Consider the following 23,772-nt stretch of genomic DNA (forward strand, 5'->3'; position numbering starts at 1 on the left):
CCAGCCACCGGACGGGTGAAGCTCCCATGGTTCGAACAGGTTCGACGACCGCGATTCTGGCTGCCGTGCTCTTCGGCGTCAGCACGCCGATGGCGAAGCTGCTGGTCCATGACCTGTCGCCCTGGATGCTGGCGGGCCTGCTGTATCTCGGCTCCGGAACCGGCCTGGGGCTGGTCCGGCTGGTCCGTGGGCTGGTGGTCTCGGCGGAGCGGAGCGAACGGAGCATCCGCGGCACCGAGTGGTTCTGGCTGCTGGGTGCCGTCTTGGCCGGGGGGATCGCCGCACCGGTGCTGCTGATGTCCGGCCTGGCGGCCACGCCGGCATCGAGCGCTTCGCTTCTGCTCAATCTGGAAGGGGTGTTCACCGCTCTCCTGGCGTGGTTCGTCTTCCATGAAGGCTTCGACCGGCGGCTCGTCGCCGGCATGATCGCCATCGTCGCGGGGGCGGTCGTGCTGTCCTGGGGCGGACCGGTGGACATCGAAAGCGGTTGGGCCGGCGGATGGGGAGCGGCCGCGGTCGCCGCCGCGTGCCTGATGTGGGCGGTGGACAACAACCTGACCCGCAAGGTCTCGCTGGCCGACCCCATGGACATCGCCGCGATCAAGGGGCTGGTCGCCGGCGGCGTCAATGTGGGGATCGCCCTCGCGCTGGGCGACGGGATGCCCGCCGTGCCGACGATGATCGCGGCCATGCTGGTCGGGCTGCTGGGCTACGGCGTCAGCCTCGTCCTGTTCGTGTTCGCCCTGCGGCACATCGGCACCGCCAGGACGGGTGCCTATTTCTCCACCGCCCCCTTCGTCGGAGGCATCGCCTCCCTGGCGATGTTCGGAGAGCCGCTGACGGCCGGGATGATCGCCGCGGCGGTCCTGATGGGAATCGGTGTCTGGCTGCACCTGACCGAGGATCACGACCATGAGCATGTGCATGAGGAGATCGAGCACGACCACCCGCATGTCCATGACGCGCATCACCAGCATGGTCACGACGGCCCGGTGACCGAGCCGCACAGCCACCGGCACCGTCATGGACGTTTGCGGCACCGCCACCCCCATTACCCGGATGCGCACCACGTCCATACGCACTGAAGCGTGGGCCGGAACACCGGCGGGGAAGCTTATGGGAAGCGCGGGAGCGTCGGCTTGCCGTCGGGAACATTGTCGGGGCGGACGCAATCGGAAAAAACAAAAAAGCGGGCCAGATGCCGTTCCCGGCAACGCCCGCTGACAACCAATAAACTTGTCTCACCCTTCCAGCAAAGGGAAAAATGGTGGAGCCGAGGAGGATCGAACTCCCGACCTACGCATTGCGAACGCGTCGCTCTCCCAGCTGAGCTACGGCCCCACACTCACACCGTGGCGTCTTCGTTGCCCCGGCGTGGCGCGGATATTGTCCATGACGGGGGGTGCTGTCAAGCGCTTGATTCAGAAAAAATGAAGCGCCGGCGCAAGGGCCTGGCCCGACCCCTGCGTCGGCGGCGTACCGGTCTATGCGCCGCAGGCCACCCGGCCTATCGGCGGGCCGCCGTACTGGACAGGTCTCTCCGCTTATGCTTAGGGTGCCCGGAAAAGGCTGGCGCCCGCTTCGCACTGCGTTGCGCGCGGCCATCCCAAAGAACCGCTATGGAGCTGGGCCGGCATGATCGCGCTGTATATGCTCATCAACACCATTCTGGACCTGTTCTTCTGGGTCCTCATCCTGTCGGCGATCCTCAGCTGGCTGGTGGCCTTCAACGTGGTGAACACGCGCAACCGCGCGGTCTATGTGATCGGCGACTTCCTGTATCGCATCACCGAACCGGTGCTGCGCCCGATCCGCCGTGTCCTGCCCAACATGGGCGGATTGGACCTGTCGCCGATCGTGGTTCTGCTGGCGATCTCCTTCATCCAGAACCTGATGGCCCAGTACTGGCCGCGCTTCTGACCGTGGCGGCGTCCTCTCCGCTCGAGGCGGTGGCCGACGGCCTGCGGGTGGCACTCCGGGTGACGCCCAAGGCGTCGCGCAACGCGGTGACCGGCACGGCCGAGACCGCCGGAGGCGGGAAGGTTCTCAAGCTGGCGGTCACGGCGGTGCCGGAAAACGGCAAAGCCAACGAGGCTGTCATAAAACTGTTGTCGAAGGCATGGAAACTGCCCAAGACCAGCCTGACGGTGGTGGCCGGCGCCACCGACCGGAACAAGATACTGCATGTGGCCGGCGACCCGGCGGCTCTGCTGCCGCGGCTGTCGGCCCTGATCGACGATGTGGGCACCGAGGGTGGAGAGTAGCATGGCGGACGCGAATATCATCGACGGCAAGGCCTTTGCGGCTGGCCTGCGGTCGCGGGTGGCGGACGGTGTGGCGGCGCTGAAGGCCAGCCATGGCGTCACCCCCGGTCTGGCCGTCGTGCTGGTGGGCGAGGATCCGGCCAGCCAGGTCTATGTCCGCTCCAAGGAACGGGCCCTGGTCGAACTGGGCATGAACAGCTTCGACCATCACGAGCCGGCCGACATGGCCGAATCCGACCTGCTGGCCCTGATCGACCGCCTGAACGCCGATCCGGCCGTGCACGGCATCCTGGTCCAACTGCCGCTGCCCAAGCACATCGACAGCCAGAAGGTGCTGGCCCGCATCGTGCCGGAAAAGGACGCCGACGGCTTCCATGTCGTCAATGCCGGCCTGCTCGCCACCGGCCAGCCGGGCGCCATCGTGCCCTGCACGCCGCTGGGCAGCCTGCTGCTGATCCGCGACGCGCTGGGCCGCGACCTGAAGGGCAAGCGCGCCCTTGTGCTGGGCCGCTCCAACATCGTCGGCAAGCCGATGGCGCAGCTCCTGCTGCAGGCCGACTGCACGGTGACCATGGCCCATTCCCGCACGGCCGATCTGCCGGAGGAATGCCGTCGCGCCGATATCCTGGTGGCGGCGGTCGGCCGGCCGGAGATGGTGCGCGGCGACTGGATCAAGCCCGGCGCCACCGTGATCGACGTCGGCATCAACCGCGTCGCGGCGGCGGAGCCCGGCAAGACCAAGCTGGTCGGCGACGTCGCCTTCGACGAGGCGGTGAAGATCGCCGGCGCCATCACGCCGGTGCCCGGCGGTGTCGGCCCGATGACCATCGCCTGCCTGATGCTGAACACGCTGGCGGCCGCCTGCCGCGCCGCCGGCGCGCCGGTGCCGGAAGAGGCGGCCCTTTGATCACCGTCCATGCCCGTGCCGAAGACGGGCGGGTGGTGCGCCAGCCGCTCGAACTCGGCGAGGATTTGCCGGTCGGCGCGGTCTGGATCGACCTTCTGCGCCCGACGGAAGCGGAGCGCGCCCATGTTGGCGCGCTGACCGGCTTCGATCTCCCGACGCGCGAGGAGATGAAGGAGATCGAGGCCTCCAGCCAGCTCTATGTGGAAGGAGAGGGGATCTACATGACCTCTCCCATCATCTCGCGCGCGACCTCGCCCCATCCGGAGCAGGGCGAGCTGACCTTCGTGCTGACCCCGCGGCACCTGATCACGTTGCGTTACACCGAACCGCTGCCGGTCATCACCTTCGCCGCCCGCTGCGTTCGCCAGCCGGAACTGCTGGCGACGGGGGAAAGCGCGCTGTTCGGCCTGCTCGACGCCGTGATCGACCGGGTGGCTGACGTGCTGGAACTGGTCGGCGGCCGCATTGACGAGTTGTCGGCCCGCGTCTTCGACGATTCGCTGGACGGCGGCGGCTTCGGCAAGGCGGCCAAGAAGCCGGACGAACTGCAGGATGTGCTGCGCGGCATCGGCCGCGCCGGCGACTTGACCCACAAGGTGCGCGACAGCCTGGCCGGGCTCGACCGGCTGGTGGTGTTCATGACCTCGGTCAGCGGCGGCCGGCTGAACAAGGAACAGAAGACCGCGCTGAAGACGATGACGCGCGACTTGCGGTCGCTGACCGAGCATGCCGGCTTCCTGGCGCACGAGGCGAATTTCCTGCTGGATGCCACGCTCGGTCTGATCAACATCGAGCAGAACGCCATCATCAAGATCTTCTCGGTCGTCTCGGTGGCACTGATGCCGCCGACGCTGATCGCCTCCGCCTATGGCATGAATTTCAAGCACATGCCGGAGCTGGAGTGGAGTTTCGGCTATCCGCTGGCCATCCTGCTGATGGTGCTGTCGGCGGTGGTCCCGCTCTGGTACTTCCGTCGGCGCGGCTGGCTGTAGGTAAGGATAGGTTGCCTGCGCTCCTCACCAAATTCGACGCCGGTGGGGGCGCCCGCGACGGCAGGTCGCAGTCACCGGAATTCCTGATTTTGAGAGTGAAAGCGCTTCCGCAATACCTATGCGTGCGCCACAGTTGCGGCGCGGACGGGATGGCGGACTGGCCGCCATCCCCGCTGCGCACAAGGAGAACAGAGGATGAAGGAAATCCTCCAACTCCTGATCCTGGCGTTGGAGATCGTCAAGCGCTTGCTTGATCTCTTCAGCTAGCATCGGGCAGGCGGGCAGGGGGGCGGAATCCCCCTGCCCGCCAAGCCTGATATTGCCCTATCCACGCTCTTAGTCAACCGCCGGTACACGGGACGCTCAGGCCGCCAGCCCGCCGCCTAGTTCGATGCGGACCTCCACCACGCCGGGCTCGTCCAGGTTCTCCTTGCGGACGAAACCGAGCGCGCGGCACATGTTCAGCATGTTGGTGTTCTCGCGCAGAACCTCGCCATAGACTTCCCGGATGCCGCGCGAGCGGGCGTAATCCAGGATCTTGTTCATCAGGATATAGCCCAGCCCCTGGCCCTTCATGTCGGACCGCACCATCACCGCATATTCGGCGCGGCGGTTGTCGGGGTCGGCGGTGATGCGCACCACGCCGTACATAATGGTGTCGCCGGTCTGCGGGTCTGGACCGACGGCGATCAGCCCCATCTCGCGGTCATAGTCGATCTGGGTCAGGCGCGCCGCCGCCTGGTGCGACAGGCGCTTCAGCGGCGCGAAGAAGCGCAGGCGCAGATCCTCGGCCGTCTGGTTCTCCACCAGATGATGCACCAGCGGCTCGTCCTCCGGCAGGATCGGGCGGACGAAGAACTGGCGGCCGTCCTTGATGGTGATGCGGTCCTCCAGCGCCTTCGGATAGGGCCGGATTGCCAGCCGGGCCGCGCCGGCCAAGGCCGGTACGCCGACCTTGATGCGGGCGTCCAGCGCCATCACGCCGTTGGCGTCGGCCAGCAGCGGGTTGATGTCCATCTCCGCGATCTCGGGGAAATCGACCACCAGCTGGCTGACCTTGTTGAGCGTCAGCGCCACCGCGTCGAGATCGACCGCCGCGCGCGAGCGGAAGCCCTGCAGCTGCCGGTGAATGCGGGTGCGGCTCATCTGCTCGGCCGCCAGCTTCATGTTCAGCGGCGGCAGGGCCAGTGCGTAATCCTCCACCACCTCCACGCCGATGCCGCCCTCGCCGAACAGCAGGACCGGGCCGAACATCTCGTTCTCGGTCATGCCGACGATCAGTTCGTAGGCGTCGGGGCTGACGGCCATCTCCTGCACGGTGAAGCCCTCGATCTTCGCATCGGGCGCCAGTTCGGCGACGCGGGCCAGCATGGCTTCGGCCTCCGCCTTCACGTCCTCCGGGCTGGTCAGGCCGAGAGCCACGCCGCCGACGTCGGACTTGTGCGTGATGTCGTGCGACAGGATCTTCAGCGCGATCGGGCCGCCGATGACGCGGGCGGCGTTCGCCGCCTCCTCCGGCGTTTCGGCGACACGGGTGTCGACCACCGGAATGCCATAGGCGGCAAGCACGCGCTTTGCCTCATACTCGCTCAGCCACTCGCGCTTCTCCGCCATGGCGCGGGAGACAACCTTCTTCACGGTGATCTCGTCGGGCTGGAAATCCTCCGCCACGGACGGCGGGGTCTCCATCAGAAGCTGCTGGCTGCGGCGGTAGCGCACCAGATGCATGAAGGCGCGCACCGCGTCGGACGGGCCGTTGTAGGTCGGGATGCGGGCGTCGGCGAACAGCTTGCGCGCCTCCATCGCCGACTGGTCGCCGATCCAGCTGGTCAGCACCGGATGGCGGCGGGCCTTGTTGGCCTGCACCGTCTCCGCCACCGCTTGGGCGATGGCCTCGCTGTCGGTCAAGGCCGACGGGCAGTGCAGGACCAGAACCGCATCGTTGCCGGTGTCCTGCATCAGCGCGTTCAGCGCCTCTGCATAGCGCTTGGGCGTGGCGTCGGCACCGATGCGCAGCGGATTGCGGAAGGGGGCGCCACCCGGCTGCGGACCCAGAGCCTTAGCCAGCGCCTCCTGCGTCTCCGGCGCCATGGCGGCGAGTTGGCCACCCGCCTGGATCAGCTTGTCGGTGGCCATGACGCCCATACCGCCGCCGTTGGTCAGGATCGCCAGCCGGTCGCCGGTGATCGGCACCCCGGTGCCCAGCGTGCCGGCGGCGTCGAACAGTTCGGCCAGATCGTTCACCCGCAGCACGCCGGCGCGGCGGAACACCGCGTCATAGACCGCATCCGATACGGCCAAGGCGCCGGTGTGCGAGGCCGCCGCCTCCTGCGCCTCGTCGGAGCGGCCGGCCTTGATGACGATGACCGGCTTCTGGCGCGAGGCGGAGCGGGCGGCCGACATGAATTTGCGGGCGTGCGTGATGCTCTCGATGTAGAGCAGGATGGCGCGCACCGTGACGTCCGAGGCCAGATAGTCCAGCAGGTCGCCGAAATCGACGTCGCCGCGGTCGCCCAGCGACACCAGATGCGAGAAGCCGATCCCGCGCGAGGTCGCCCAGTCGGCGATGGAGGTCAGCACCATCGAGCTTTGCGCCACCAGCGCAACGTCGCCCTTGCGGGGAGCCACCGGCGCGAAGCTGGCGTTCATGCCGCGGCCCGGCACCATGGCGCCCAGGCTGTTCGGGCCCAGCACCCGCATCAGATAGGGCTTGGCCGAGTCCAGCATCGCCTGCGTCTGTTCGGCCGACATGCCGTTGGTCATGACGATGGCGGCCTTGGTCCCGCGCTTGCCCAGCGCGTCGATGGTTGCCGCCACCGTGTCGGGGGCGGTGCAGATGACGCCCAAGTCCGGCGTGATCGGCAGGCTGTCCACCGTCTTGTAGGTCAGCACCCCTTCGACCGCCCGCTCGGACGCGTTGACCGGCATCACCGGCCCGTCGAATCCGGCCTGGAACAGGTTGCGGGCGACCACGGCCCCCACCGTTCCGGGCTTTCGGCTGGCGCCGATCAGGGCGATCGAGGCGGGCTTGAACAGCTTGTCGAGGTTGCGAACGGTCATGACCGGATCCGGTGCTGGGAAAAGGCGCCGGCCCCAGTCTGCCACGGGTCGCCGACGGTTTTGATGACGAACAGCGCCGGCCCGGACTTTCATCCTCGCCATTTGCTGCGCCGCAACATTACGGGCTGGTATGACCATTGGGCAAGGGGCGTTTCGTCGCGCCTATGCAAAACCGCCCAACCGACGCGATGCGCACTTGCGGCGGGACGCCGACCGTCGCCAAGCTGTCGGCCCACCGGACGCCAACTTGCGTAAAGGAGCCTGTTCATGAAGGTCGGAATCGTTGGGGCGGGGTTCGTCGGCAGCACCGCGGCCTTCGCCATGGTGACCACCGGCGCCGCGAGCGAGGTCGTGCTGGTCGACATGAACGAGGCGCTGGCCCAGGCCCAGGCCCAGGACATCGCCCATGCCGTGCCCTTCACCCACGCGGTCACCGTCCGTGCCGGCTCCTATGCCGCGCTGGAGGGGGCAGGGGTGGTCGTGCTGTCGGCCGGCGTCGCCCAGAAGCCGGGGGAAACCCGGCTGGAACTGCTGGAGCGCAATGCCAAGGTGTTCGGCGCCATCATTCCGGAGGTGCTGAAGGCCGCCCCCGACGCCGTTCTGCTGGTCGCCAGCAACCCGGTGGACGTGATGACGCAGATCGCGACGCGGATCAGCGGCCTTCCGCGCAACCGGGTCATCGGGTCGGGCACGGTGCTGGACACCGCGCGCTTCCGCGCCCTGTTGGCCGAGCAGCTGGCGGTGACCCCGCGCTCCGTCCACGCCCATGTCGTCGGCGAGCACGGCGACTCGGAGGTTTTGCTGTGGTCGAGCGCCACCGTCGCCGGCCTGCCCGTGGAGCAGGCGGCCGACCAGTTCCGCCGCAGCCTGACGGCGGAGGACCGCGCCGCCATCGACGAGGGGGTGCGCCGCGCCGCCTACCGCATCATCAACGGCAAGGGCCACACCGCTTTCGGCATCGCCGGCGGGCTGGCCCGGCTGGTATCGGCCATCGGCGCCGACGAACGCATGGTGGCGACCTGCGCGATGCTGACCGACGATGTCTGCGGGGTGCCGCAGGTGGTGCTGTCCCTGCCGCGCGTCATCGGCGCCGGCGGCGTGCTCGACACCGTGCTGCCCAACCTGTCTGCGGAGGAGCAAGCGGCCCTGCGCCGCAGCGCCGAAATCCTGAAGGAGGCCGCCGACGGGGTGGAGCGCCGCATGGGCTGGACCAGTTGACGCTACGTCACGTGATTCGCTGACACATGATCCATCAGGCCCGCCGCCAACCCGTCGAAGACGGCACGGCAGCGGGGGGTGGTGCGCAGATCCTCGTGCATGGCGACCCACACCCCCATAGGCAACTCGAAGCGGTCGGCCAGCAGGCGGACCAGTTCAGGGTTCCGCCGCGCCAGCGGGACCTGACAGATGCCGATGCCGAACCCGGCCTCGATCGCCGCCAGCTGCGCCAGATGGCTGTCGGTGCGCAGCGCGAAGCGGGGCAGGCTGAGGCCCGGCACACGCTGCATCAATGCGCGGATGTCCGGCGTCTCGCGGTCGAAGCCGATCAGGCTGTGGCTGTCGAGCTCCTCCAGGCTGCGTGGCGTGCCGTGGCGCTCCAGGTAGCGCCGATGGGCATGCAGACCTAGCGCGATGCTGCCGACCCGCCGCACCAGAAGCGCTTGCTGGTCCGGTTCCACCATCCGCACCGCGACATCGGCATCGCGTTGCAGCAGATTGTCGATGCCGTTGGACAGCACCAGCTCGACCTCCAGCGCTGGGTGGCGGCTCCGAAGGCCGGCCAGGATCGCCGGCAGGAGGCGGGCGCCCACCACCTCGCTGGCGGTGACCCGCACCGTGCCGCGCACCTCCGCTCCCCAGCCTGACGCCGTGCGCCATAGGCTGGCCGCCGCCGCGTCCAATGCCTCCGCCTGCGGACGCAAGGCCAGCGCCGCGTCGGTCGGATCGAGCCCGCGTGGAGAGCGCACGAAAAGCGTGCCGCCGACCGCCTCCTCCAGCGCCGCGACATGGCGGGCGAGGGTGGGTTGCGTCAACCCCAGGGCGCGTGCCGCCGCAGACAGCGACCCTTCACGGATCACCGCCAGGAAACTGCGGTAGAGGTCCCAACTGGGTGGTGGTTGGTTCATCGATTTCAGTATAACGATTAGCCGGAGTTCGACAATTCCGTTTATCCGCTACCGGCCCCATCCTTCTGCCATCATGAAGCGAGAAGCGATGGAGACAGCGATGGAGCGGCAGGCGACCGGCACGGGCAGGACTGCCCTGGTTCTGGGTGCGACCGGCGGAATCGGCGGCGAGATGGCGCGGGCGCTGGGGGCACGCGGCTGGACGGTGCGCGGTCTGCGCCGCAAACCGGCGGAGCGGCTGCAACGGGACAGAATTCAGTGGATGTTCGGCGACGCGATGAATGCCACCGACGTGGCGGCGGCAGCCAAGGGCGCCGCGCTGATCGTCCATGCGGTGAATCCGCCGGGCTACCGGCATTGGGACCGGTTGGTTCTACCCATGCTCGACAACAGCATCGCCGCGGCCCGTGCCAACGATGCCCGCATCCTGCTGCCCGGCACCGTCTACAACTACGGCCCCGACGTCTTCCCGCTGATCCCGGAGACTGCAGCGCAGAACCCGCTCACCCGCAAGGGTGCCATCCGGGTAGAGATGGAGCGCCGCCTGCATCGCGCGGTGGGGCAGGGGACGAAGCTGCTGATCCTGCGCTGCGGCGACTTCTTCGGTCCGCAGGCGGGCAACAGTTGGTTCAGCCAGGGATTGCTGACACCCGGCAAGCCGCCGACCCGGATCAACCAACCGGGCCGGCCGGGGATCGGCCATCAATGGGCCTATCTGCCCGACGTGGCGGAAACCGCGATGCGCCTGCTCGACCGCGAGGCGGAGTTGGGCGACGACGCGATGTTCCACATGGATGGACACTGGGATGCCGATGGCGGCCGGATGGTCGCGGCCATCGTCCGCGCATTGGGCGAGCCGGATCTGCCGGTGCGGCGGATGCCCTGGTGGGTGCTGCGGCTGGCCGGTCTGGCAGTGCCGCTGTTCCGCGAACTCAGCGAGATGCGCTATCTGTGGCAGGAACCGGTGCGGCTCGACAACCGCCGCCTTCTTACCTTCCTGGGCGAGGAACCGCACACCCTGCTGGATCTGGCGGTGCGCAGGACGCTTGCCGGGTTGGGGCATCTCGAGCTGGGGCATCTCCCCGCACAGCCGGCGGGATCGCCGGAGGCAGGGAGATGCATACCCGACCGCGTGGCCTCAAGCCGCCTGGGCTGAGACCACAGGGTTCAAACCAATCCTCAGACCACCGGACCCGGGATGCCCTTGTTGGCTTCCTGGGCGCGGGCCAAGCCTTCCTCGATCTTCTTGGCGGCCTCGTTGGCGTCGCCCCAGCCGCGGACCTTCACCCACTTGTTCTTCTCGAGATCCTTGTAGTGCTCGAAGAAGTGGGCGATCTGCTCGATCACGATCGACGGCAGGTCGGTGTAGTTCTTCACGTCGGTGTAGAAGGGGTGCAGTTTGTCGACCGGAACGGCCAGCAGCTTCTCGTCCTCGCCGGCCTCGTCCTCCATGTACAGGACGCCGATGGGACGCGAGCGCAGGACCGCACCCGGGACGACGCCGTGCTGGCCGACGACGCAGACGTCCACCGGATCGCCGTCACCCGACAGGGTGTGCGGGATGAAGCCGTAGTTGCAGGGATAGAACATCGCGGTGTGCAGGAAACGGTCGACGAAAACCGCGCCCGATTCCTTGTCGACTTCGTACTTCACCGGCTGGCCGCCGATCGGAATCTCGATGACGACGTTCACGTCCCAGGGGGCATTCTTACCCGCGGCGAGCTTGCTCAGATCCATGTATCGCGTTCCTTCGACTGGCGTATTCAGGGCACGTTCTTGTTTCGGCGCCGATGCCCGGTCCGGCGCCACGCGGGGCCGGAGTTTAGGCGGAACGCCGATCAAGGCCAAGGAACTTGCGTGGGCTCTTGCGCAGGTGCGGCAAAGGGGCAACCCTGCCGGGCATGGCCCGCCCGATCATCCTGCTCCTCATCCTTCTGGCTCTGCCGGCGCTCCGTTCGGCCAGCGCGGAGGCCCCCGAACACGGCACGCCGACGCACGGCATCGCCACGCACGCCGGTGCAACGCATGGCATAGCCATGCATGGCGATCTGGCATTGCCGCCGGATTTCACCGCCTTCCCCTATGTCGACCCGGCCGCGGCGAAGGGCGGGACCATCCGGCAGGCGGTGACCGGCAGCTTCGACAGCCTCCACCCGCACATCGTCAAGGGCGTCCCGGCGCTGGGGCTGGGCTATGTGTTCGAGACGCTGCTGACGCGGTCGTGGGACGAGCCCTTCTCGCTCTATGGCCTGCTGGCCGACCGGGTGGAAGTAGCCGGCGACCGCTCCGCCGTCACCTTCCGCATCAATCCCAAGGCGCGCTGGCATGACGGGACGCCGGTGACCGCCGACGACGTGCTGTTCTCCCTGGAGATGCAGCGGCGGCACGGCACGCCCAACCGCCGTTTGTTCTACGCCAAGGTCGCGGTGGCCGAAGCGCCCGATCCGCAGACCGTCCGCTTCGCCTTCGCCTCCAACCCGGACGGAGCCATCGACCACGAGATGCCGCTGCTGATGGGGCTGATGCCGATCCATTCGAAAGCCTTCTGGACCGGCCGCGACTTCAACCGCACGACGCTGGAGCCGATCCTGGGCAGCGGTCCCTACCGCATCGCCGCCGTCGATCCGGGCCGCCGCATCGTCTACGAGCGGGTGCGCGACTATTGGGGCCGCGACCTGCCGACCCGCGTCGGGCAGTTCAACGCCGACCGGCTGGAATTCGACTATTACCGCGACGATTCCGTGGCGCTGGAGGCGTTCAAGGCCGGGCAGGGCGATGTTCGTTACGAGAGCGATCCGGCCAAATGGGCCACCGGCTACGACGGTCCGGCCCTGCGCGACGGCCGCATTGTGCGGGAGGAACTGCCGAACCGGCGGCCGGAACCGGCGCGCGGCCTAATCTTCAACACCCGCCGGCCGATCTTCGCCGATCTGCGGGTGCGCCGGGCGCTGGGCATGGCGACCGACTTCGACTGGATCGGGCGCGGCCTGTTCCACGGCCTGCTGACCCGCACCGCCAGCTATTACCCCAACTCCGACCTTGCCGCCCGCGGCCTGCCGGAGGGGGAGGAGTTGCGGGCGCTGGAGCCTTTCCGCGACCGGTTGCCGCCGGACCTGTTCACCCACTCTTTCGCCCTGCCGGATGGCGGGACCGGCAACGGCCCGGCCGGCCTGCGCGCCAGCCGGCGCGAGGCGTTGCGGCTGCTGGAGCAGGCCGGCTGGCGGGTGCGCGACGGCCGGCTGACCGATGCGGCCGGAAATCGTTTCGACTTCGAAATTCTTCTTGCCGATACGTCGGAGGAGCGGGTGGCGCTGGAGTTCGCCCGTTCGCTGGAGCCTCTGGGCATCGACGCGCGCGTCCGGACGGTGGACAGCGCCCAGTTCCAAGGGAGGCTGGACCGTTTCGATTTCGATATGACCATGCGCTGGTGGGCGTCCAGCCTGTCTCCCGGCAACGAGCAGCTCTATTATTATGGCTCCGACGCCGCCGGGCAGGAGGGCAGCCGCAATCTGGCCGGCATCCGCGATCCGGTGGTCGACGCGCTCGCCCGCTCCATCGCCGCGGCCACAACGCGGGCGGAACTGGTCGGTCGGGTGCGGGCGCTGGACCGGGTGCTGTTGTGGGGGCACTACATGGTCCCGCTGTTCCACAGTCCGGTGGACCGGATCGCCCGCCGGTCAACCCTGCACCGTCCGGCAAACACACCGCTGTACGGGCCGATGGTGGAAAGCTGGTGGGTGGCGCCCTGACTCCTTGCCGATCGCGCGGGCGTCCAAATGGATTTCGGCGCAATCTCTGGCGGACGGGCGATCAGGATGGCCCCTGACTGATGTTCGGTAATAGATCATTGCTATTGTCGACCCTGATTGCATACGTCGCGCCGCGCAGGGGACATAGGATGAATATTCGCACGAAAATTTTGTGCGCAAATGTTCTGATCGCCGCCTTTCCGATCTGCATGGCTGTCGTTCTCGCCTGGAACGCCGTGGGCGATCTCCGGCAGCGCCACCGGACGGAGAACTCGCTTTCGGCATTCGAGGCGACGCTGCAGGTCGGCCCCCTGCTGGCGAGTGAACGGGGGCGCTGGGCGGTTGCCTTCGACAGCGACAAGCCGCTGGACGCCGCCGCGGCCCAGCCGCTGGAGGCCGCCATCGCCGCCAGCGATGCGGCTCTGACCAAGGCCCGCGAGCAAATTGAAGCCTCGGGCTTGGCCCCTACCCCGATCGTCACCGCCGCCAACCAGTTGAAGGCGGCACGGACGGCCGCCCGTCAGGCGGCGGAGCAGGCCAAACCGGCCCGACCGGCGACCATCGCCGCGGCCACGGTCGATGCCATCGCCGCAGCCAACCAGAATGTCGGCAAGGCCATCGACGAGACCTACCGCTCCACCATCGTCAACGGTCCAGACCTGTTCGGGCACGTCAATCTGGCGCGGCTGGCCCAGGACATGCGCGACGTCGGCGGCACCCGCTCCGCCTCCGTCGGGCTGTTCGTCGGCGGCATGGTCTTCGGGCCGGAGCGGCTGCAGGCGGCGACCGAGATGACCGGCAGGATCGGCGGGCTCTGGCAGATGATGCAGCAGGCGGTGCTCAACCTCGGCAACCCGCCGGAGCTGACCAGGGCGCTGGACCATGTGCGCGCCACCATGATGACGGAGGGCGAAAAGCGCTTCCAGAGCGTGATCGACGCCGTACGCAAGGGCGCGCCGCCACCCCTGCAGCTTTCCGAGTGGCGCCCCTGGGTGACGCCGATGCTGAACAACATCCTGGTGATGCGCGATGCCGCCCTGGCGGTGGCGCACGAGTCGAACCGGGAGAGCGTGTCCCAGGCCTGGACCCAACTGATCCTCGCCGCGGTGGTCCTGGCCGCGGTCTGCATCACCTTCGGCATCGTGCTGATCGTGCTGTCGGCCCAGGTCACGCGGCGTCTGGGCTCCCTCACCTCCACCGTCGTCCGGCTGGCCGACGGCGATCTCGGCGTCGACATCGCCTATTCCAAGCTGCCGGACGAGATCGGCGCGATGGCGCGTGCGATCCAGGTGCTGAAGGAAAGCGCCATCGAACGCGTGCGGCTGGAGTCCGAACAGGAGGCCCAGCGCGCCGCCCGCGAGAAGCGCGCCGCCGCTGTCGAGCGGATGGTGCAGGGCTTCGACCGGACGGTGTCGGCCATCCTGACCAGCGTGTCCGGTGCCTCCGCCCAGTTGAGCGAGACGGCCGAATCCATGGCGGCGCTGGCGGAGGAGACCAGCCGTCAGGCCTCCGCCTCCACCTCCGCGGCGGAGCAGACCTCGGTGAACGTGCAGACCGTGGCCTCGGCGACAGAGGAGATGACCGCCTCGATCCGCGAGATCAGCGAGCAGGTCTCCCGCTCCAACGGCGTCGCCGCCCAGGCGGTGCGCGAGGCGCAGGAAACCACCGGCTCCGTTCGCAATCTGGCCGAGGAGGTCGCGCGCATCGGCGAGGTGGTCAAGCTGATCCAGGACATCGCCAGCCAGACGAACCTGCTGGCGCTGAACGCCACCATCGAGGCGGCGCGGGCGGGTGAGGCCGGCAAGGGCTTCGCCGTGGTGGCGAGCGAGGTGAAGCAACTGGCCAACCAGACCGCCAAGGCGACCGAGGACATCTCCGCCCAGATCAACAGCGTGCAGAACGCCACGCGCGGCACGGTGAACGCCATCGAGGGGATCGGCGGCACCATCGGCACGATGAACGAGATCGCCGCCACCATCGCCGCCGCCATCGAGGAGCAGAGCGCCACCACGTCGGAGATCTCGCGCAACGTCCAGCAGGCGGCCCAGGGCACCGGCGAGGTCAGCGGCAACATCGCGCAGGTGCACGAGGCCGCCGCCCAGACCGGCCGGGCGGCGTCGCAGGTGCTCGACGCTTCCACCGGTCTGTCGCGTCAGGCTGATGACCTGCGCCGCGAGGTGGAGACCTTCCTGGCCGGCATCCGCGCCGCCTGACCGTCGTCGGCCTTTCTCTCAAGGCGGGCCCTTCTCCCAAAGGCGGGAGAAGGGCTTTTCATTTCGGCCCTACCGGTCGTGCAGCGGAGCCATCTGGTCCAGGCGGTGGGCGAAGTCGATGTCGGCCGGGGTCACGGCGTCGGCGCTGCGGGTGTAGAGGATCACCTCCACCCGGCCGAGGTCGTTGAACCATTCGGGGTGATGGCCGGTCTTCTCGGCCAGCAGGGCGACCTGGTTCATGAACCCCCAGGCGGCCGGAAAATCGGCGAAATGGTAGGTCTTGCGGATGGCGTCGCGTTCCAGCACCTCCGACCAGCCGTGCAGTTCCTTCAGCGCCGTCTGGCGATGCGCGCCGACCAAACGATCGGACATGATGACCTCCCTTTCTTCCGTCCCTACTTTTGCCGCCCGCAGCTTCTTGGCGAACGGACGGCGGTCCGCTACCTTCTGCGGCATGATACGGAAACCTTCAGGTCCCCATACGGTTCCGCCCACGGTCGAAGACCTGGAGCGCATGGCCGAAGAAGCGCTTGAAACCATCCCGGCGGAGCTTCTGGCCCCGGTCGGGAACCTCGTCATCCATGTCGAGGATTTTCCCGATGAGGATACCGAGCGGGAGATGGAGCTGGAAAGCCCATTCGACCTGCTGGGGCTGTACCGGGGGGTGGATCTGACGCGGCAAAGCGTCGCCGACCTGCGCGGCGGGCCGGACATGATCTTCCTCTACCGCCGTCCGATCCTGGATTACTGGTGCGAGACGGGGGAGGAACTGCCGGCCATCGTCCGCCATGTCCTGATCCACGAGATCGGCCACCATTTCGGCTTTTCCGACGATGACATGGAGCGGATCGAGACGATGGAGTAGGGGGGCGGAGTAGGGGGGCGGAGTAGGGGCGTCGCGCCTCAGCCCTCCAGCGCCTCGGCCACCCGGCGGCGCAGCGCCGGCACCAACTCCTCCTCGAACCAGGGGTTCCGGTTCAGCCAGGCGGTGTTGCGCCAGCTCGGGTGCGGCAGCGGGATGGTGGCCGGGCCGTAGTCGCGCCAGTTCGCCACCGTCTCCGTCATCGTCGCCTTGCGGCGGTCGCCCAGATAGCGCGCCTGGGCGTACTGTCCGATCAGCAGGGTCAGCCGCACGCCCGACAGCGCCTCCAGCACAGGTGGGTGCCACAGCGGGGCGCATTCGGGCCTCGGTGGGTAATCGCCGCCCTTCGGCATCGTTCCGGGATAGCACAGCCCCATCGGCACCACGGCGATGCAGGATTCGTCGTAGAAGGCGGTCCGGTCCATCGCCAGCCACTTGCGCAGCCGGTCGCCGGACGCGTCGTCCCAGGGGATTCCGCTGGCATGAACCCGCGCGCCGGGTGCCTGCCCGACGATCAGCAGGCGGGCGGTGGGGGTGCCGCGCAGAACCGGGCGGCAGCCATGCGGCAGGACGCCCGCACACAGCGTGCAGGCGCGCACCGTCGCGAACAGGCGGTCCAGGTCGGAACCGCCCTCAACCATGTCATCAGACAAGCGTCAGCAAATCCTGAACGAAGGCCGGCACCACCTGGGTCGCCGGACCGTTGATCGAGCTGTGGAAATAGGAAGCTCCTTCCGACGGTTCCAGGTTCAGCTCGACCGTATAGGCGCCGGCCGACCGCGCTTCCGCCACGAAGCCGGCGGCGGGGTAGACATGGCCGGACGTGCCGATCGACACGAACAGGTCGCATTCCTCCAGCGCCCGCTGGATGCGCTCCATCTGGTAGGGCATCTCGCCGAACCAAACCACGTCCGGCCGCATGCCGCCCTTGCGCCCGCAGGTCAGGCAATGGTCGTGCACCGACAGGTCGCCCTGTACCTCCGTCACCGTGCGGCAATGCAGGCAGAAGGCCTTCAGCAGCTCGCCATGCATGTGCAGCGGCGCCGTCGATCCGCCGCGCTCGTGCAGGTCGTCGATGTTCTGGGTCACCAGCAGGACATCGCCCTTCCAGCGCCGCTCCAGCTCCGCCAGCGCCCGGTGTGCGGCGTTGGGCTGCACCGCCGGGTCGGCGAGGCCGTGGCGGCGGTCGTTGTAGAAGCGGTGGACGAGGTCGGGGTTGCGCGCGAAGCCCTGCGGCGTCGCCACATCCTCCAGATCGACCTGGCTCCAGATGCCGCCGGCGCAGCGGAAGGTGTCCAGCCCCGATTCCTTGGAAATCCCGGCCCCGGTCAGGATGACGATGGAGTCGGTCGGACGCAGGCGGTTGGTCAGCGCGGGTGAGGGCATTGCATCCCCTTAGCGGTTCGGAAACCGGTCATGTGGAAAACTGCTGCGGCGTACGCTCGTCGCGCCCGGAAGTAAAGCCGCTGAAAAGAAAGAAGGGGGATACCGCAGGTGGTCAAGGTCCTGTTCGTCTGCACGGGCAACATCTGCCGCTCGCCGACTGCCGAGGGGGTGTTCCGCCATCTGGCCGAGCGCGCCGGCCTCGGGCCGCATGTGATCGCCGATTCCGCCGGCACCCACAGCTACCACGTCGGTGAGCCGCCCGACCAGCGCACGCAACGCGCGGCGCTGGCCCGCGGGGTCGACCTGTCGGCTCTGCGTGCCCGCAAGGTGGTTGTGGCCGACTTCACCGGCTTCGACCATATTCTGGCGATGGACCACGGCCATCTGGCCCAGCTGCGCCGCATCGCTCCGCCGGGTACCACCGCGGCGCTCCGCCTGTTCCTGGACGATTCAGTTGGATTGGCGGGAAGCGAGGTTCCCGATCCCTACTACGGCGGCCCCGACGGCTTCGAAGAGGTGCTGGACCTGTGCGAGGCCGGGTCGCGCGGCCTGTTGGACCGCCTGATGCGCGAAAGCAAGTTTCCGATTCGCGAACGCATCGGTTAACGTCTCGCTGTGCCCCGGTTGCTTGGTTTATGCTGCCGGGATTAGCCCTTTCGGAGCATCCGTCCGCCATGACCAGCGCAGCCACCGGCACCACCACGCCCGGCGGAATCCTCGACGGCATCGTCCTGTTCGAGGCCTTCTCGCCGGAGGAGCGCGCGGCAGTGGCCTCGCGCGGGCGGGTGTTCGATGCACCGGCCGGCACGGTGCTGATGCGCGAAGGCGACGGCGCCAGTTCGCTTTACGTGCTGTTGGACGGCACGGTGCGGGTGGTGCGCAACGACCAGTTCGGCGGTCAGGTGGAGGTCGGATTCCGCCGCGCCGGCGACTGTTTCGGTGAGATGGCGCTGATCGACGGCGGCGCCCGCTCCGCCTCGGTGATCGCCGCCACGCCGGTGACGGTGTTCGAGCTGGAACGCGAGCTGTTCCTGGCGCTGATCTCCCCCTCGCCCGATCTGCTGGCGAAGCTGCTGCGCGAACTCAGCCGGATGATCCGCGAGGTGTCGGAACGGGTGGTGCGCGAGGATCTGGAACGCCGCACCCGCATCGCCGAATCGGCACTGGCCCGCCAGCGCGCCATCACCCAGGCGGTGACCGGGCTGGCGCACGAGTTGAACACGCCGCTCGGCGTCTGCGTCACCACCGCCAGCCACCTGCAGGAGTTGGCCCGTCCCGGAAACGGCCCGCTCGCGACCGAGGAATTGCGGGAGCCGGCCGCCCTGCTCGACGCCAACCTCGCCCGCGCGGTGGACCTGGTGGAGGCGTTTTCCGCCATCGCCGCCTGCCAGAACGCCGAACCGTTGGAGGCGCTGGACCTGCGCCAGACGGCGGCCGACATCGCGGCGTTGTTCGCCGTCCAGCATCCGGACCTGCCGCTGGCCTTGCGGGTGATGCCGGGCGCCCCCTGTCCCTGGCTAGGCTGCACCCAGCCTTTGGAGCGGGTGCTGCACCACCTGTTCGCCAACGCCGCCGCCCATGGCTATTCCGGCGGTCCCGGTGTCGCCGAGGTGGCGGTGGAGCCGGCGACGCTGGATGCGGTGCCGGCCTGGAACCTGATCGTCCGCGACCGAGGCGCCGGCATCCCGGCGGAGCATCTGCCGATCCTGACCGACCCCTTCTTCACCACCGCCCGCGCCCGCGGCCACAAGGGTTTGGGTTTGGCCGTCGTCTTCAACACGGTGACCGGCCCGCTCGGCGGCCGGATCGCCTTCGACAGCGCGCCGGGGGCCGGCACGACGGTGACGATCACCCTGCCGCAGGAGCTGTGAGGGCGGAAAAGGCCGTCGTCTCCTATCCGTGCAGGGCGAGCCCCTTCACCGTCTTGTCCATCGCCTTCTTCGGCCCGCGCAGGGCCAGCCCGACCAGATCGGGGGCGGCCGGGTCTTCGGCCCGGAAAGCGGTGCGGTTGGCGGCATCGTGCCCCGTGGCGAACATCGCGGCGACATAGGGCACCAGTGTCAGTCCCCGTTCCAAGGCGCCGTCGCGGACGGCCCGGAGTTGGTCGCCATCGGCTGCGAAGATCAGGATCGGCTGGCCGAGCATCCGGCCATAGCGGCGGTCGGCACCGTCGACATAGGGCTCGCCCAGCGCTTCAGGGGCCGCGGCGGCGATGCCGGTGGCCAGGAAGGCGGCGACGTTCAGCTTCTGCCATACGGCCAAATCGGCGCGGATGACCAGCGCGACCTTGGTGTCGAAGCGGACGGGTGCGTCGGGGGGCGTGGTTTCTGTCATCAGGCTGTCGAACATCGAACTGTCGGGCATCATGGGAGGTCTCCTTCGCCCATCCAGATGCCGGATGATCGCGTCTCAGTCTGGAACGTTCGTGCACAGATCGCGGTAGGCGGCGGGCGTCATGCCGTAGGCGCGGCGGAACCAGCGGCCGAGATGGCTCTGGTCTGCGAACCCGACCTCTGCCGCGACCAGGGCCGGTGCCTCGCCGTCGGCCAGCCGGCGGCGGGCGGCGCGCAGGCGCAGCCGGACCAGATAGGCATGCGGCGACAGGCCGAAGGCGGCGCGGAAGGCGCGGTTCAGACGGAAGCGGTCGACGCCGGCCGCGGCCGACAGCACGTCCAGACCGACATCCTCGGCCATCCGGGCGTGCAGCAGGTCGCGTGCCAGTGCGGCGGCGCGGTCGGGACGCAGGCGCTGGCGGTCCGGCGGCGGGGCGAGATGGCCGGCCAGCCTCGCCGCCAGACGGTCCACCGACAGGTCGCGGGCAAGCCGCCCCTCCCCGCGGTGAAGGGCCAGGAAGGCGGACAGGATCGTCGCGGCAAGTCCGGGATCGTCGGCCAGCGTGTCGCGGAAACCCAATGAACCTGCGGCGCGCGGCAGCAAGCCGTTCAAGGTGTCGGTGCGCGCGGTCAGCAGCGGCACCGGCAGGTAGAGCATGGCGTAGGTGAAGCCGTCCTCTTCCGGGCTGTGGCCGTCATGGGCCTCGCCGGGTTCGATCAGGATGACGCGGCCGGGGGTGCTGGTGTGCAGCCGCCGCCGGCAGCGGAAGGCCTGCACCCCCTGCTCGGTGACGCCGACCAGCAACTCGTCATGATCGTGCAGGTCATAGGCATGGCCGCGGAAATGGGCGCGGATGGTCTCGATGCCGGTCTCCGCATCGCGGCGGACCGCCACCCAATCCTTCTCGCCGCCCGCCCTTTCCGCCATGCGGCACCTCCCATAGCCGGATCGCCGGTCAGTAGATCAGCTCGTTCTCGCCGCCGCCTTCGGAGATGACCAGCTCGCCGCGGGCGGCGAGATCCTTGGCCAACTGGACCATGTACATCTGCGCCTCGTCCACGTCGCGGACGCGGACCGGTCCCATGGCGGCCATGTCCTCGCGCAGGATCTTGGCGGCGCGCTCGGACATGTTGGAGAAGAACAGGTCCTTCAGCGTTTCCGACGCGCCCTTCAGCGCGGTGCCCAGCTTCTGCTTGTCCACCGTGCGCAGCATCGTCTGGACGCCGCCGGGGTCGAGCTTCGACAAATCCTCGAAGGTGAACATCAGCGACTTGATGCGTTCGGCGCTGTCGCGGTTACGCTCCTCCAGGGCGGCCATGAAGCGGTGCTCGGTGGTGCGGTCCAGCCCGTTGAAGATCTCCGCCAGCATCTCGTGGCTGTCGCGGCGGCTGGTGCGGGCGAGGTTGGTCATGAACTCGGTGCGCAGCGTGCGCTCCACGTCGTCCAGAACCTCCTTCTGCACCGCCTCCATGCGCAGCATGCGCATGACGACTTCCATGGCGAAGCTTTCCGGCAGTTGGGTCAGCACCCGGCCGGCATGTTCGGGACGGATCTTGGACAGGACGACGGCGACGGTCTGCGGGTACTCGTTCTTCAGGTAGTTGGACAGCACCGACTCGTTGACGTTCGCCAGCTTGTCCCACATCGTACGGCCGGCCGGACCGCGGATTTCCTCCATGATCTGGTCGACCTTGTCCTTCGGCAGGGTCTTCATCAGGAGGCGCTCGGTCGAATCGAAGGAGCCTACGAGCGAACCGGTGGCCGACATCTGCTCGGCGAACTCGACGAACAGGCGCTCGATCAGGTTGGCCGAGACGGTGCCCAGGTTGGCCATCACCTGGGACAGTTCCTTGATCTCCTCGTCATCCATCAGCGAGAACAGCCTGGTGGCATGCTCTTCGCCCAGAGCCAGCATCATGATGGCGGCCTTTTCCGGGCCGGTGAGGGTCCGGTAATCCTCGCGAACCTTCAACGCCATCTGTCCGCCTCCACCAATCCGCCCACCTCGCGCCTGGGGCGGGCGGTTCATTCTTACACGTCAGGTTTCCTATTCTTCCGTTTTAATACGATCCGCTTGGGCATTCCATCCCTTCAGGGGGAGAGGGGTGGGGACAAATTCAGCCAACTCCCCACCCTTCCTGCCGCCCCTTGCCTCCGCCGGCTGTAACCTCAGCCGAACCGCTTGGCGATCACGGCATAGGCGGCGCGCAGGCCCAGCGCCTCGCCGCCCTCCGGCCGGCCGGGACGGGCGGAACCGTTCCAGGCATAGGTGTCCAGATGCGCCCAAGGCGTGCCCTTCGACACGAATTCCTGTAGGAACAGCCCAGCGGTGATGGCGCCGGCGAAGCCGTTGCTGGTGACGTTGTTGATGTCCGCCACCTTGCTGTCCAGCCCCTTGCGGTAGGGCGCCCACAGCGGCAGCCGCCACATCGGGTCGTCGACCGCGCTCCCGGCCTCCGTCAGGTCGTTGGCCAGCGCGTCGTCGTTGCACATCAGCGCCGGCAGGTCGGGGCCGAGCGCCACGCGGGCCGCACCGGTCAGGGTGGCGAAGTCGATCAGCAGATCCGGCTTCTCCGCATCCGCCTCGGCCAGCGCGTCGCACAGGATCAGGCGGCCTTCGGCGTCGGTGTTGCCGACCTCCACCGTCAGGCCCTTGCGGGTCTTCAGCACGTCCTGCGGCTTGAAGCTGTCGCCGGACACGACATTCTCCACCGCCGGCACCAGCACGCGCAGCCGCACCGGCAGCCCGGCCATCATGATCATCCGGCCGAGCGCCAGGGCATGCGCCGCCCCGCCCATGTCCTTCTTCATGATCAGCATGGCCGAGGACGGCTTCAGGTCCAGCCCGCCGGTGTCGAAGCAGACGCCCTTGCCGACGATGGTGACCTTCGGGTGCTGCGGGTTGCCCCAGCGCAGGTCGATCAGCCGCGGTTCGCGCGGGCTGGCGCGGCCGACGGCATGGATGGCGGGATAGTCGCGGTCGAGCAGGTCCTGCCCGACGATCACCTCGACCGCCGCATCGAACTCGGCGGCCAAGTCTTGCGCCGCCTGGGCCAGCTCGGCCGGACCCATGTCGCAGGCCGGGGTGTTGACCAGATCGCGCACCAGCCAGGTGGCGGTCGCCGCCCGCTCCACCTCGCCGCGGTCGGCCTCCGCCGGCCAGACCAGATTGGCGAAGCCCTTCTCCGGCGGCTTCCTGTAGCGGCTGAAGCGATAGCTGCCGAGCGCCCAGCCCAGCGCCGCCCGCGTCGCCGTCCGCGCATCCAGTGTCGCGTCGATCCTGTAGGAGCCGGCCGGAAGCGAGGCGGGCAGCCCGGCGAAGGCCCACAGATCGTCGATGGCCGACACGCCGGCCAGCACATGGGCGACGCCCCCGTCCGGTCCCGGCAGGAAGACGGTCGATCCGGCCTCGCCGGTAAAGCCCACCGCCTTGACCCAGGATGCTGTGGCCGGCGACTGAGCGGCCAGCCAGTCGGGCAGTCCGGCCTTGGTCACGGGGGTGAGGGCGACGGTGTCCGGACCGTCAACGGCAAGCAGGGTGGCGAGCAAGACTGGGGAATCCTTCTCACGAGATCACGTCACGCATCCGACACGGATGCCCATCCCTCAAGGATGGCGCGCCGGGCGGCGGCTGGAAAGGGGCGGCATGCGCCGGGCAGGCATGGGCGGGCTGTGAAAGTCGGCGGATGGAACAGAGTGGAACGGTTTTCCAGCCATGTTCCGCTGTTCCATCCGGCCGCCATACTCCGACCGTAGCGCCGTTTTCGACGCGGGATGGAACAAATGGAACAGAGTGGAACGGCTTTCCGCCGATGTTCCAAGCTCCCCTGCGCCGGTCGGGCGATGCTGCCGGAAAGGCGGAGCGAACGAACGGCTCCA

At 68.3% G+C, this 23,772-nt stretch carries 22 protein-coding genes and 1 tRNA gene; 12 read left to right on the forward strand and 11 right to left on the reverse strand.

Features of this window, described 5'->3' with window-relative positions:
- Positions 1 to 26: 26 nt before the first annotated feature.
- Complete coding sequence (locus tag J2Y49_RS01005; protein ID WP_310111089.1) at positions 27 to 1,085, forward strand: DMT family transporter; 1,059 nt, start codon at positions 27 to 29, stop codon at positions 1,083 to 1,085.
- A gap of 180 nt (positions 1,086 to 1,265) precedes the next feature.
- Here J2Y49_RS01005 and J2Y49_RS01010 read toward each other — a convergent pair.
- Positions 1,266 to 1,341, reverse strand: a tRNA-Ala gene (locus tag J2Y49_RS01010).
- Between the two features lie 294 nt (positions 1,342 to 1,635).
- Here J2Y49_RS01010 and J2Y49_RS01015 point away from each other — a divergent pair.
- Genes J2Y49_RS01015 through J2Y49_RS01030 form a run of 4 tightly spaced genes read left to right on the forward strand, consistent with a single transcriptional unit; the run spans position 1,636 to position 4,163 of the window.
- Entirely contained in the window at positions 1,636 to 1,920 is a 285-nt protein-coding gene (locus J2Y49_RS01015; protein WP_149223829.1) for a YggT family protein, read from the forward strand.
- Between the two features lie 2 nt (positions 1,921 to 1,922).
- Positions 1,923 to 2,264 carry a DUF167 family protein gene (locus J2Y49_RS01020; RefSeq protein ID WP_310111093.1) on the forward strand — a complete coding sequence of 114 codons (342 nt, stop codon included), beginning with the start codon at positions 1,923 to 1,925 and terminating at the stop codon, positions 2,262 to 2,264.
- Position 2,265: 1 nt separating this feature from the next.
- Positions 2,266 to 3,171, forward strand: a complete 906-nt coding sequence (gene folD / locus J2Y49_RS01025) for a bifunctional methylenetetrahydrofolate dehydrogenase/methenyltetrahydrofolate cyclohydrolase FolD (RefSeq protein ID WP_310111096.1) — start codon at positions 2,266 to 2,268, stop codon at positions 3,169 to 3,171.
- Positions 3,168 to 4,163 carry a magnesium transporter CorA family protein gene (locus tag J2Y49_RS01030; protein WP_310111099.1) on the forward strand — a complete coding sequence of 332 codons (996 nt, stop codon included), beginning with the start codon at positions 3,168 to 3,170 and terminating at the stop codon, positions 4,161 to 4,163. Before folD ends, J2Y49_RS01030 begins: the two co-directional genes overlap by 4 nt.
- Before the next feature lie 363 nt (positions 4,164 to 4,526).
- Here J2Y49_RS01030 and J2Y49_RS01035 read toward each other — a convergent pair whose 3' ends face one another.
- Entirely contained in the window at positions 4,527 to 7,223 is a 2,697-nt protein-coding gene (locus J2Y49_RS01035) for a bifunctional acetate--CoA ligase family protein/GNAT family N-acetyltransferase (RefSeq protein WP_310111101.1), read from the reverse strand.
- A gap of 267 nt (positions 7,224 to 7,490) precedes the next feature.
- On the opposite strand from J2Y49_RS01035, the gene J2Y49_RS01040 reads away from it, so the two are divergent.
- Entirely contained in the window at positions 7,491 to 8,441 is a 951-nt protein-coding gene (locus J2Y49_RS01040; protein WP_310111103.1) for an L-lactate dehydrogenase, read from the forward strand.
- A gap of 2 nt (positions 8,442 to 8,443) precedes the next feature.
- Here the strand turns inward: J2Y49_RS01040 and J2Y49_RS01045 are convergent, their stop codons facing one another.
- Positions 8,444 to 9,349 carry a LysR family transcriptional regulator gene (locus J2Y49_RS01045; protein ID WP_310111105.1) on the reverse strand — a complete coding sequence of 302 codons (906 nt, stop codon included), beginning with the start codon at positions 9,347 to 9,349 and terminating at the stop codon, positions 8,444 to 8,446.
- Between the two features lie 88 nt (positions 9,350 to 9,437).
- On the opposite strand from J2Y49_RS01045, the gene J2Y49_RS01050 reads away from it, so the two are divergent.
- Entirely contained in the window at positions 9,438 to 10,505 is a 1,068-nt protein-coding gene (locus tag J2Y49_RS01050) for an NAD(P)H-binding protein (RefSeq protein ID WP_310111106.1), read from the forward strand.
- 23 nt (positions 10,506 to 10,528) lie between these two features.
- On the opposite strand, the gene ppa is transcribed toward J2Y49_RS01050, so the two are convergent.
- Complete coding sequence (ppa, locus tag J2Y49_RS01055) at positions 10,529 to 11,086, reverse strand: inorganic diphosphatase (RefSeq protein WP_310111108.1); 558 nt, start codon at positions 11,084 to 11,086, stop codon at positions 10,529 to 10,531.
- 164 nt (positions 11,087 to 11,250) lie between these two features.
- Between ppa and J2Y49_RS01060 the strand changes: the two genes are divergently transcribed.
- Both J2Y49_RS01060 and J2Y49_RS01065 read left to right on the forward strand, forming a co-directional pair.
- Positions 11,251 to 13,098: an extracellular solute-binding protein gene (locus J2Y49_RS01060; protein ID WP_310111110.1), complete on the forward strand. Its 1,848-nt coding sequence runs from the start codon at positions 11,251 to 11,253 to the stop codon at positions 13,096 to 13,098.
- A 209-nt stretch (positions 13,099 to 13,307) separates the two neighbouring features.
- Positions 13,308 to 15,311 carry a HAMP domain-containing methyl-accepting chemotaxis protein gene (locus J2Y49_RS01065; protein WP_310111112.1) on the forward strand — a complete coding sequence of 668 codons (2,004 nt, stop codon included), beginning with the start codon at positions 13,308 to 13,310 and terminating at the stop codon, positions 15,309 to 15,311.
- A 69-nt stretch (positions 15,312 to 15,380) separates the two neighbouring features.
- On the opposite strand, the gene J2Y49_RS01070 is transcribed toward J2Y49_RS01065, so the two are convergent.
- On the reverse strand, positions 15,381 to 15,683 hold the full coding sequence (locus tag J2Y49_RS01070; protein WP_194910044.1) for a 4a-hydroxytetrahydrobiopterin dehydratase: 303 nt from the start codon (positions 15,681 to 15,683) through the stop codon (positions 15,381 to 15,383).
- 142 nt (positions 15,684 to 15,825) lie between these two features.
- Between J2Y49_RS01070 and J2Y49_RS01075 the strand changes: the two genes are divergently transcribed.
- Positions 15,826 to 16,176 carry a metallopeptidase family protein gene (locus J2Y49_RS01075; protein WP_014249055.1) on the forward strand — a complete coding sequence of 117 codons (351 nt, stop codon included), beginning with the start codon at positions 15,826 to 15,828 and terminating at the stop codon, positions 16,174 to 16,176.
- A gap of 38 nt (positions 16,177 to 16,214) precedes the next feature.
- Here the strand turns inward: J2Y49_RS01075 and J2Y49_RS01080 are convergent, their stop codons facing one another.
- Together J2Y49_RS01080 and J2Y49_RS01085 are read right to left on the reverse strand one after the other, a co-directional pair.
- Entirely contained in the window at positions 16,215 to 16,814 is a 600-nt protein-coding gene (locus J2Y49_RS01080; RefSeq protein WP_409017794.1) for a uracil-DNA glycosylase family protein, read from the reverse strand.
- A gap of 4 nt (positions 16,815 to 16,818) precedes the next feature.
- Positions 16,819 to 17,559, reverse strand: a complete 741-nt coding sequence (locus J2Y49_RS01085) for an NAD-dependent deacylase (protein WP_310111121.1) — start codon at positions 17,557 to 17,559, stop codon at positions 16,819 to 16,821.
- 108 nt (positions 17,560 to 17,667) lie between these two features.
- Between J2Y49_RS01085 and J2Y49_RS01090 the strand changes: the two genes are divergently transcribed.
- A complete protein-coding gene (locus J2Y49_RS01090; protein ID WP_310111123.1) occupies positions 17,668 to 18,165 on the forward strand; it encodes a low molecular weight protein-tyrosine-phosphatase in 498 nt (165 codons plus the stop codon).
- Positions 18,166 to 18,233: 68 nt separating this feature from the next.
- A complete protein-coding gene (locus J2Y49_RS01095; RefSeq protein WP_310111125.1) occupies positions 18,234 to 19,430 on the forward strand; it encodes a cyclic nucleotide-binding domain-containing protein in 1,197 nt (398 codons plus the stop codon).
- 22 nt (positions 19,431 to 19,452) lie between these two features.
- Here the strand turns inward: J2Y49_RS01095 and J2Y49_RS01100 are convergent, their stop codons facing one another.
- The 4 genes from J2Y49_RS01100 to J2Y49_RS01115 all read right to left on the reverse strand — a co-directional run bounded on the left by J2Y49_RS01100 (position 19,453) and on the right by J2Y49_RS01115 (position 23,442).
- Entirely contained in the window at positions 19,453 to 19,926 is a 474-nt protein-coding gene (locus J2Y49_RS01100) for a DUF2000 domain-containing protein (protein ID WP_310111128.1), read from the reverse strand.
- Positions 19,927 to 19,968: 42 nt separating this feature from the next.
- Positions 19,969 to 20,820 (reverse strand): AraC family transcriptional regulator, encoded by an 852-nt coding sequence (locus J2Y49_RS01105; RefSeq protein ID WP_310111130.1) that lies wholly within the window; start codon positions 20,818 to 20,820, stop codon positions 19,969 to 19,971.
- A gap of 28 nt (positions 20,821 to 20,848) precedes the next feature.
- Complete coding sequence (gene fliG / locus J2Y49_RS01110) at positions 20,849 to 21,871, reverse strand: flagellar motor switch protein FliG (protein WP_194910040.1); 1,023 nt, start codon at positions 21,869 to 21,871, stop codon at positions 20,849 to 20,851.
- 191 nt (positions 21,872 to 22,062) lie between these two features.
- Positions 22,063 to 23,442 carry a leucyl aminopeptidase family protein gene (locus tag J2Y49_RS01115; RefSeq protein ID WP_310111134.1) on the reverse strand — a complete coding sequence of 460 codons (1,380 nt, stop codon included), beginning with the start codon at positions 23,440 to 23,442 and terminating at the stop codon, positions 22,063 to 22,065.
- Positions 23,443 to 23,772 lie beyond the last annotated feature (330 nt).

It is taken from the genome of Azospirillum sp. BE72 (assembly GCF_031455875.1).
In the GTDB taxonomy this organism is placed as follows: Bacteria; Pseudomonadota; Alphaproteobacteria; order Azospirillales; family Azospirillaceae; genus Azospirillum.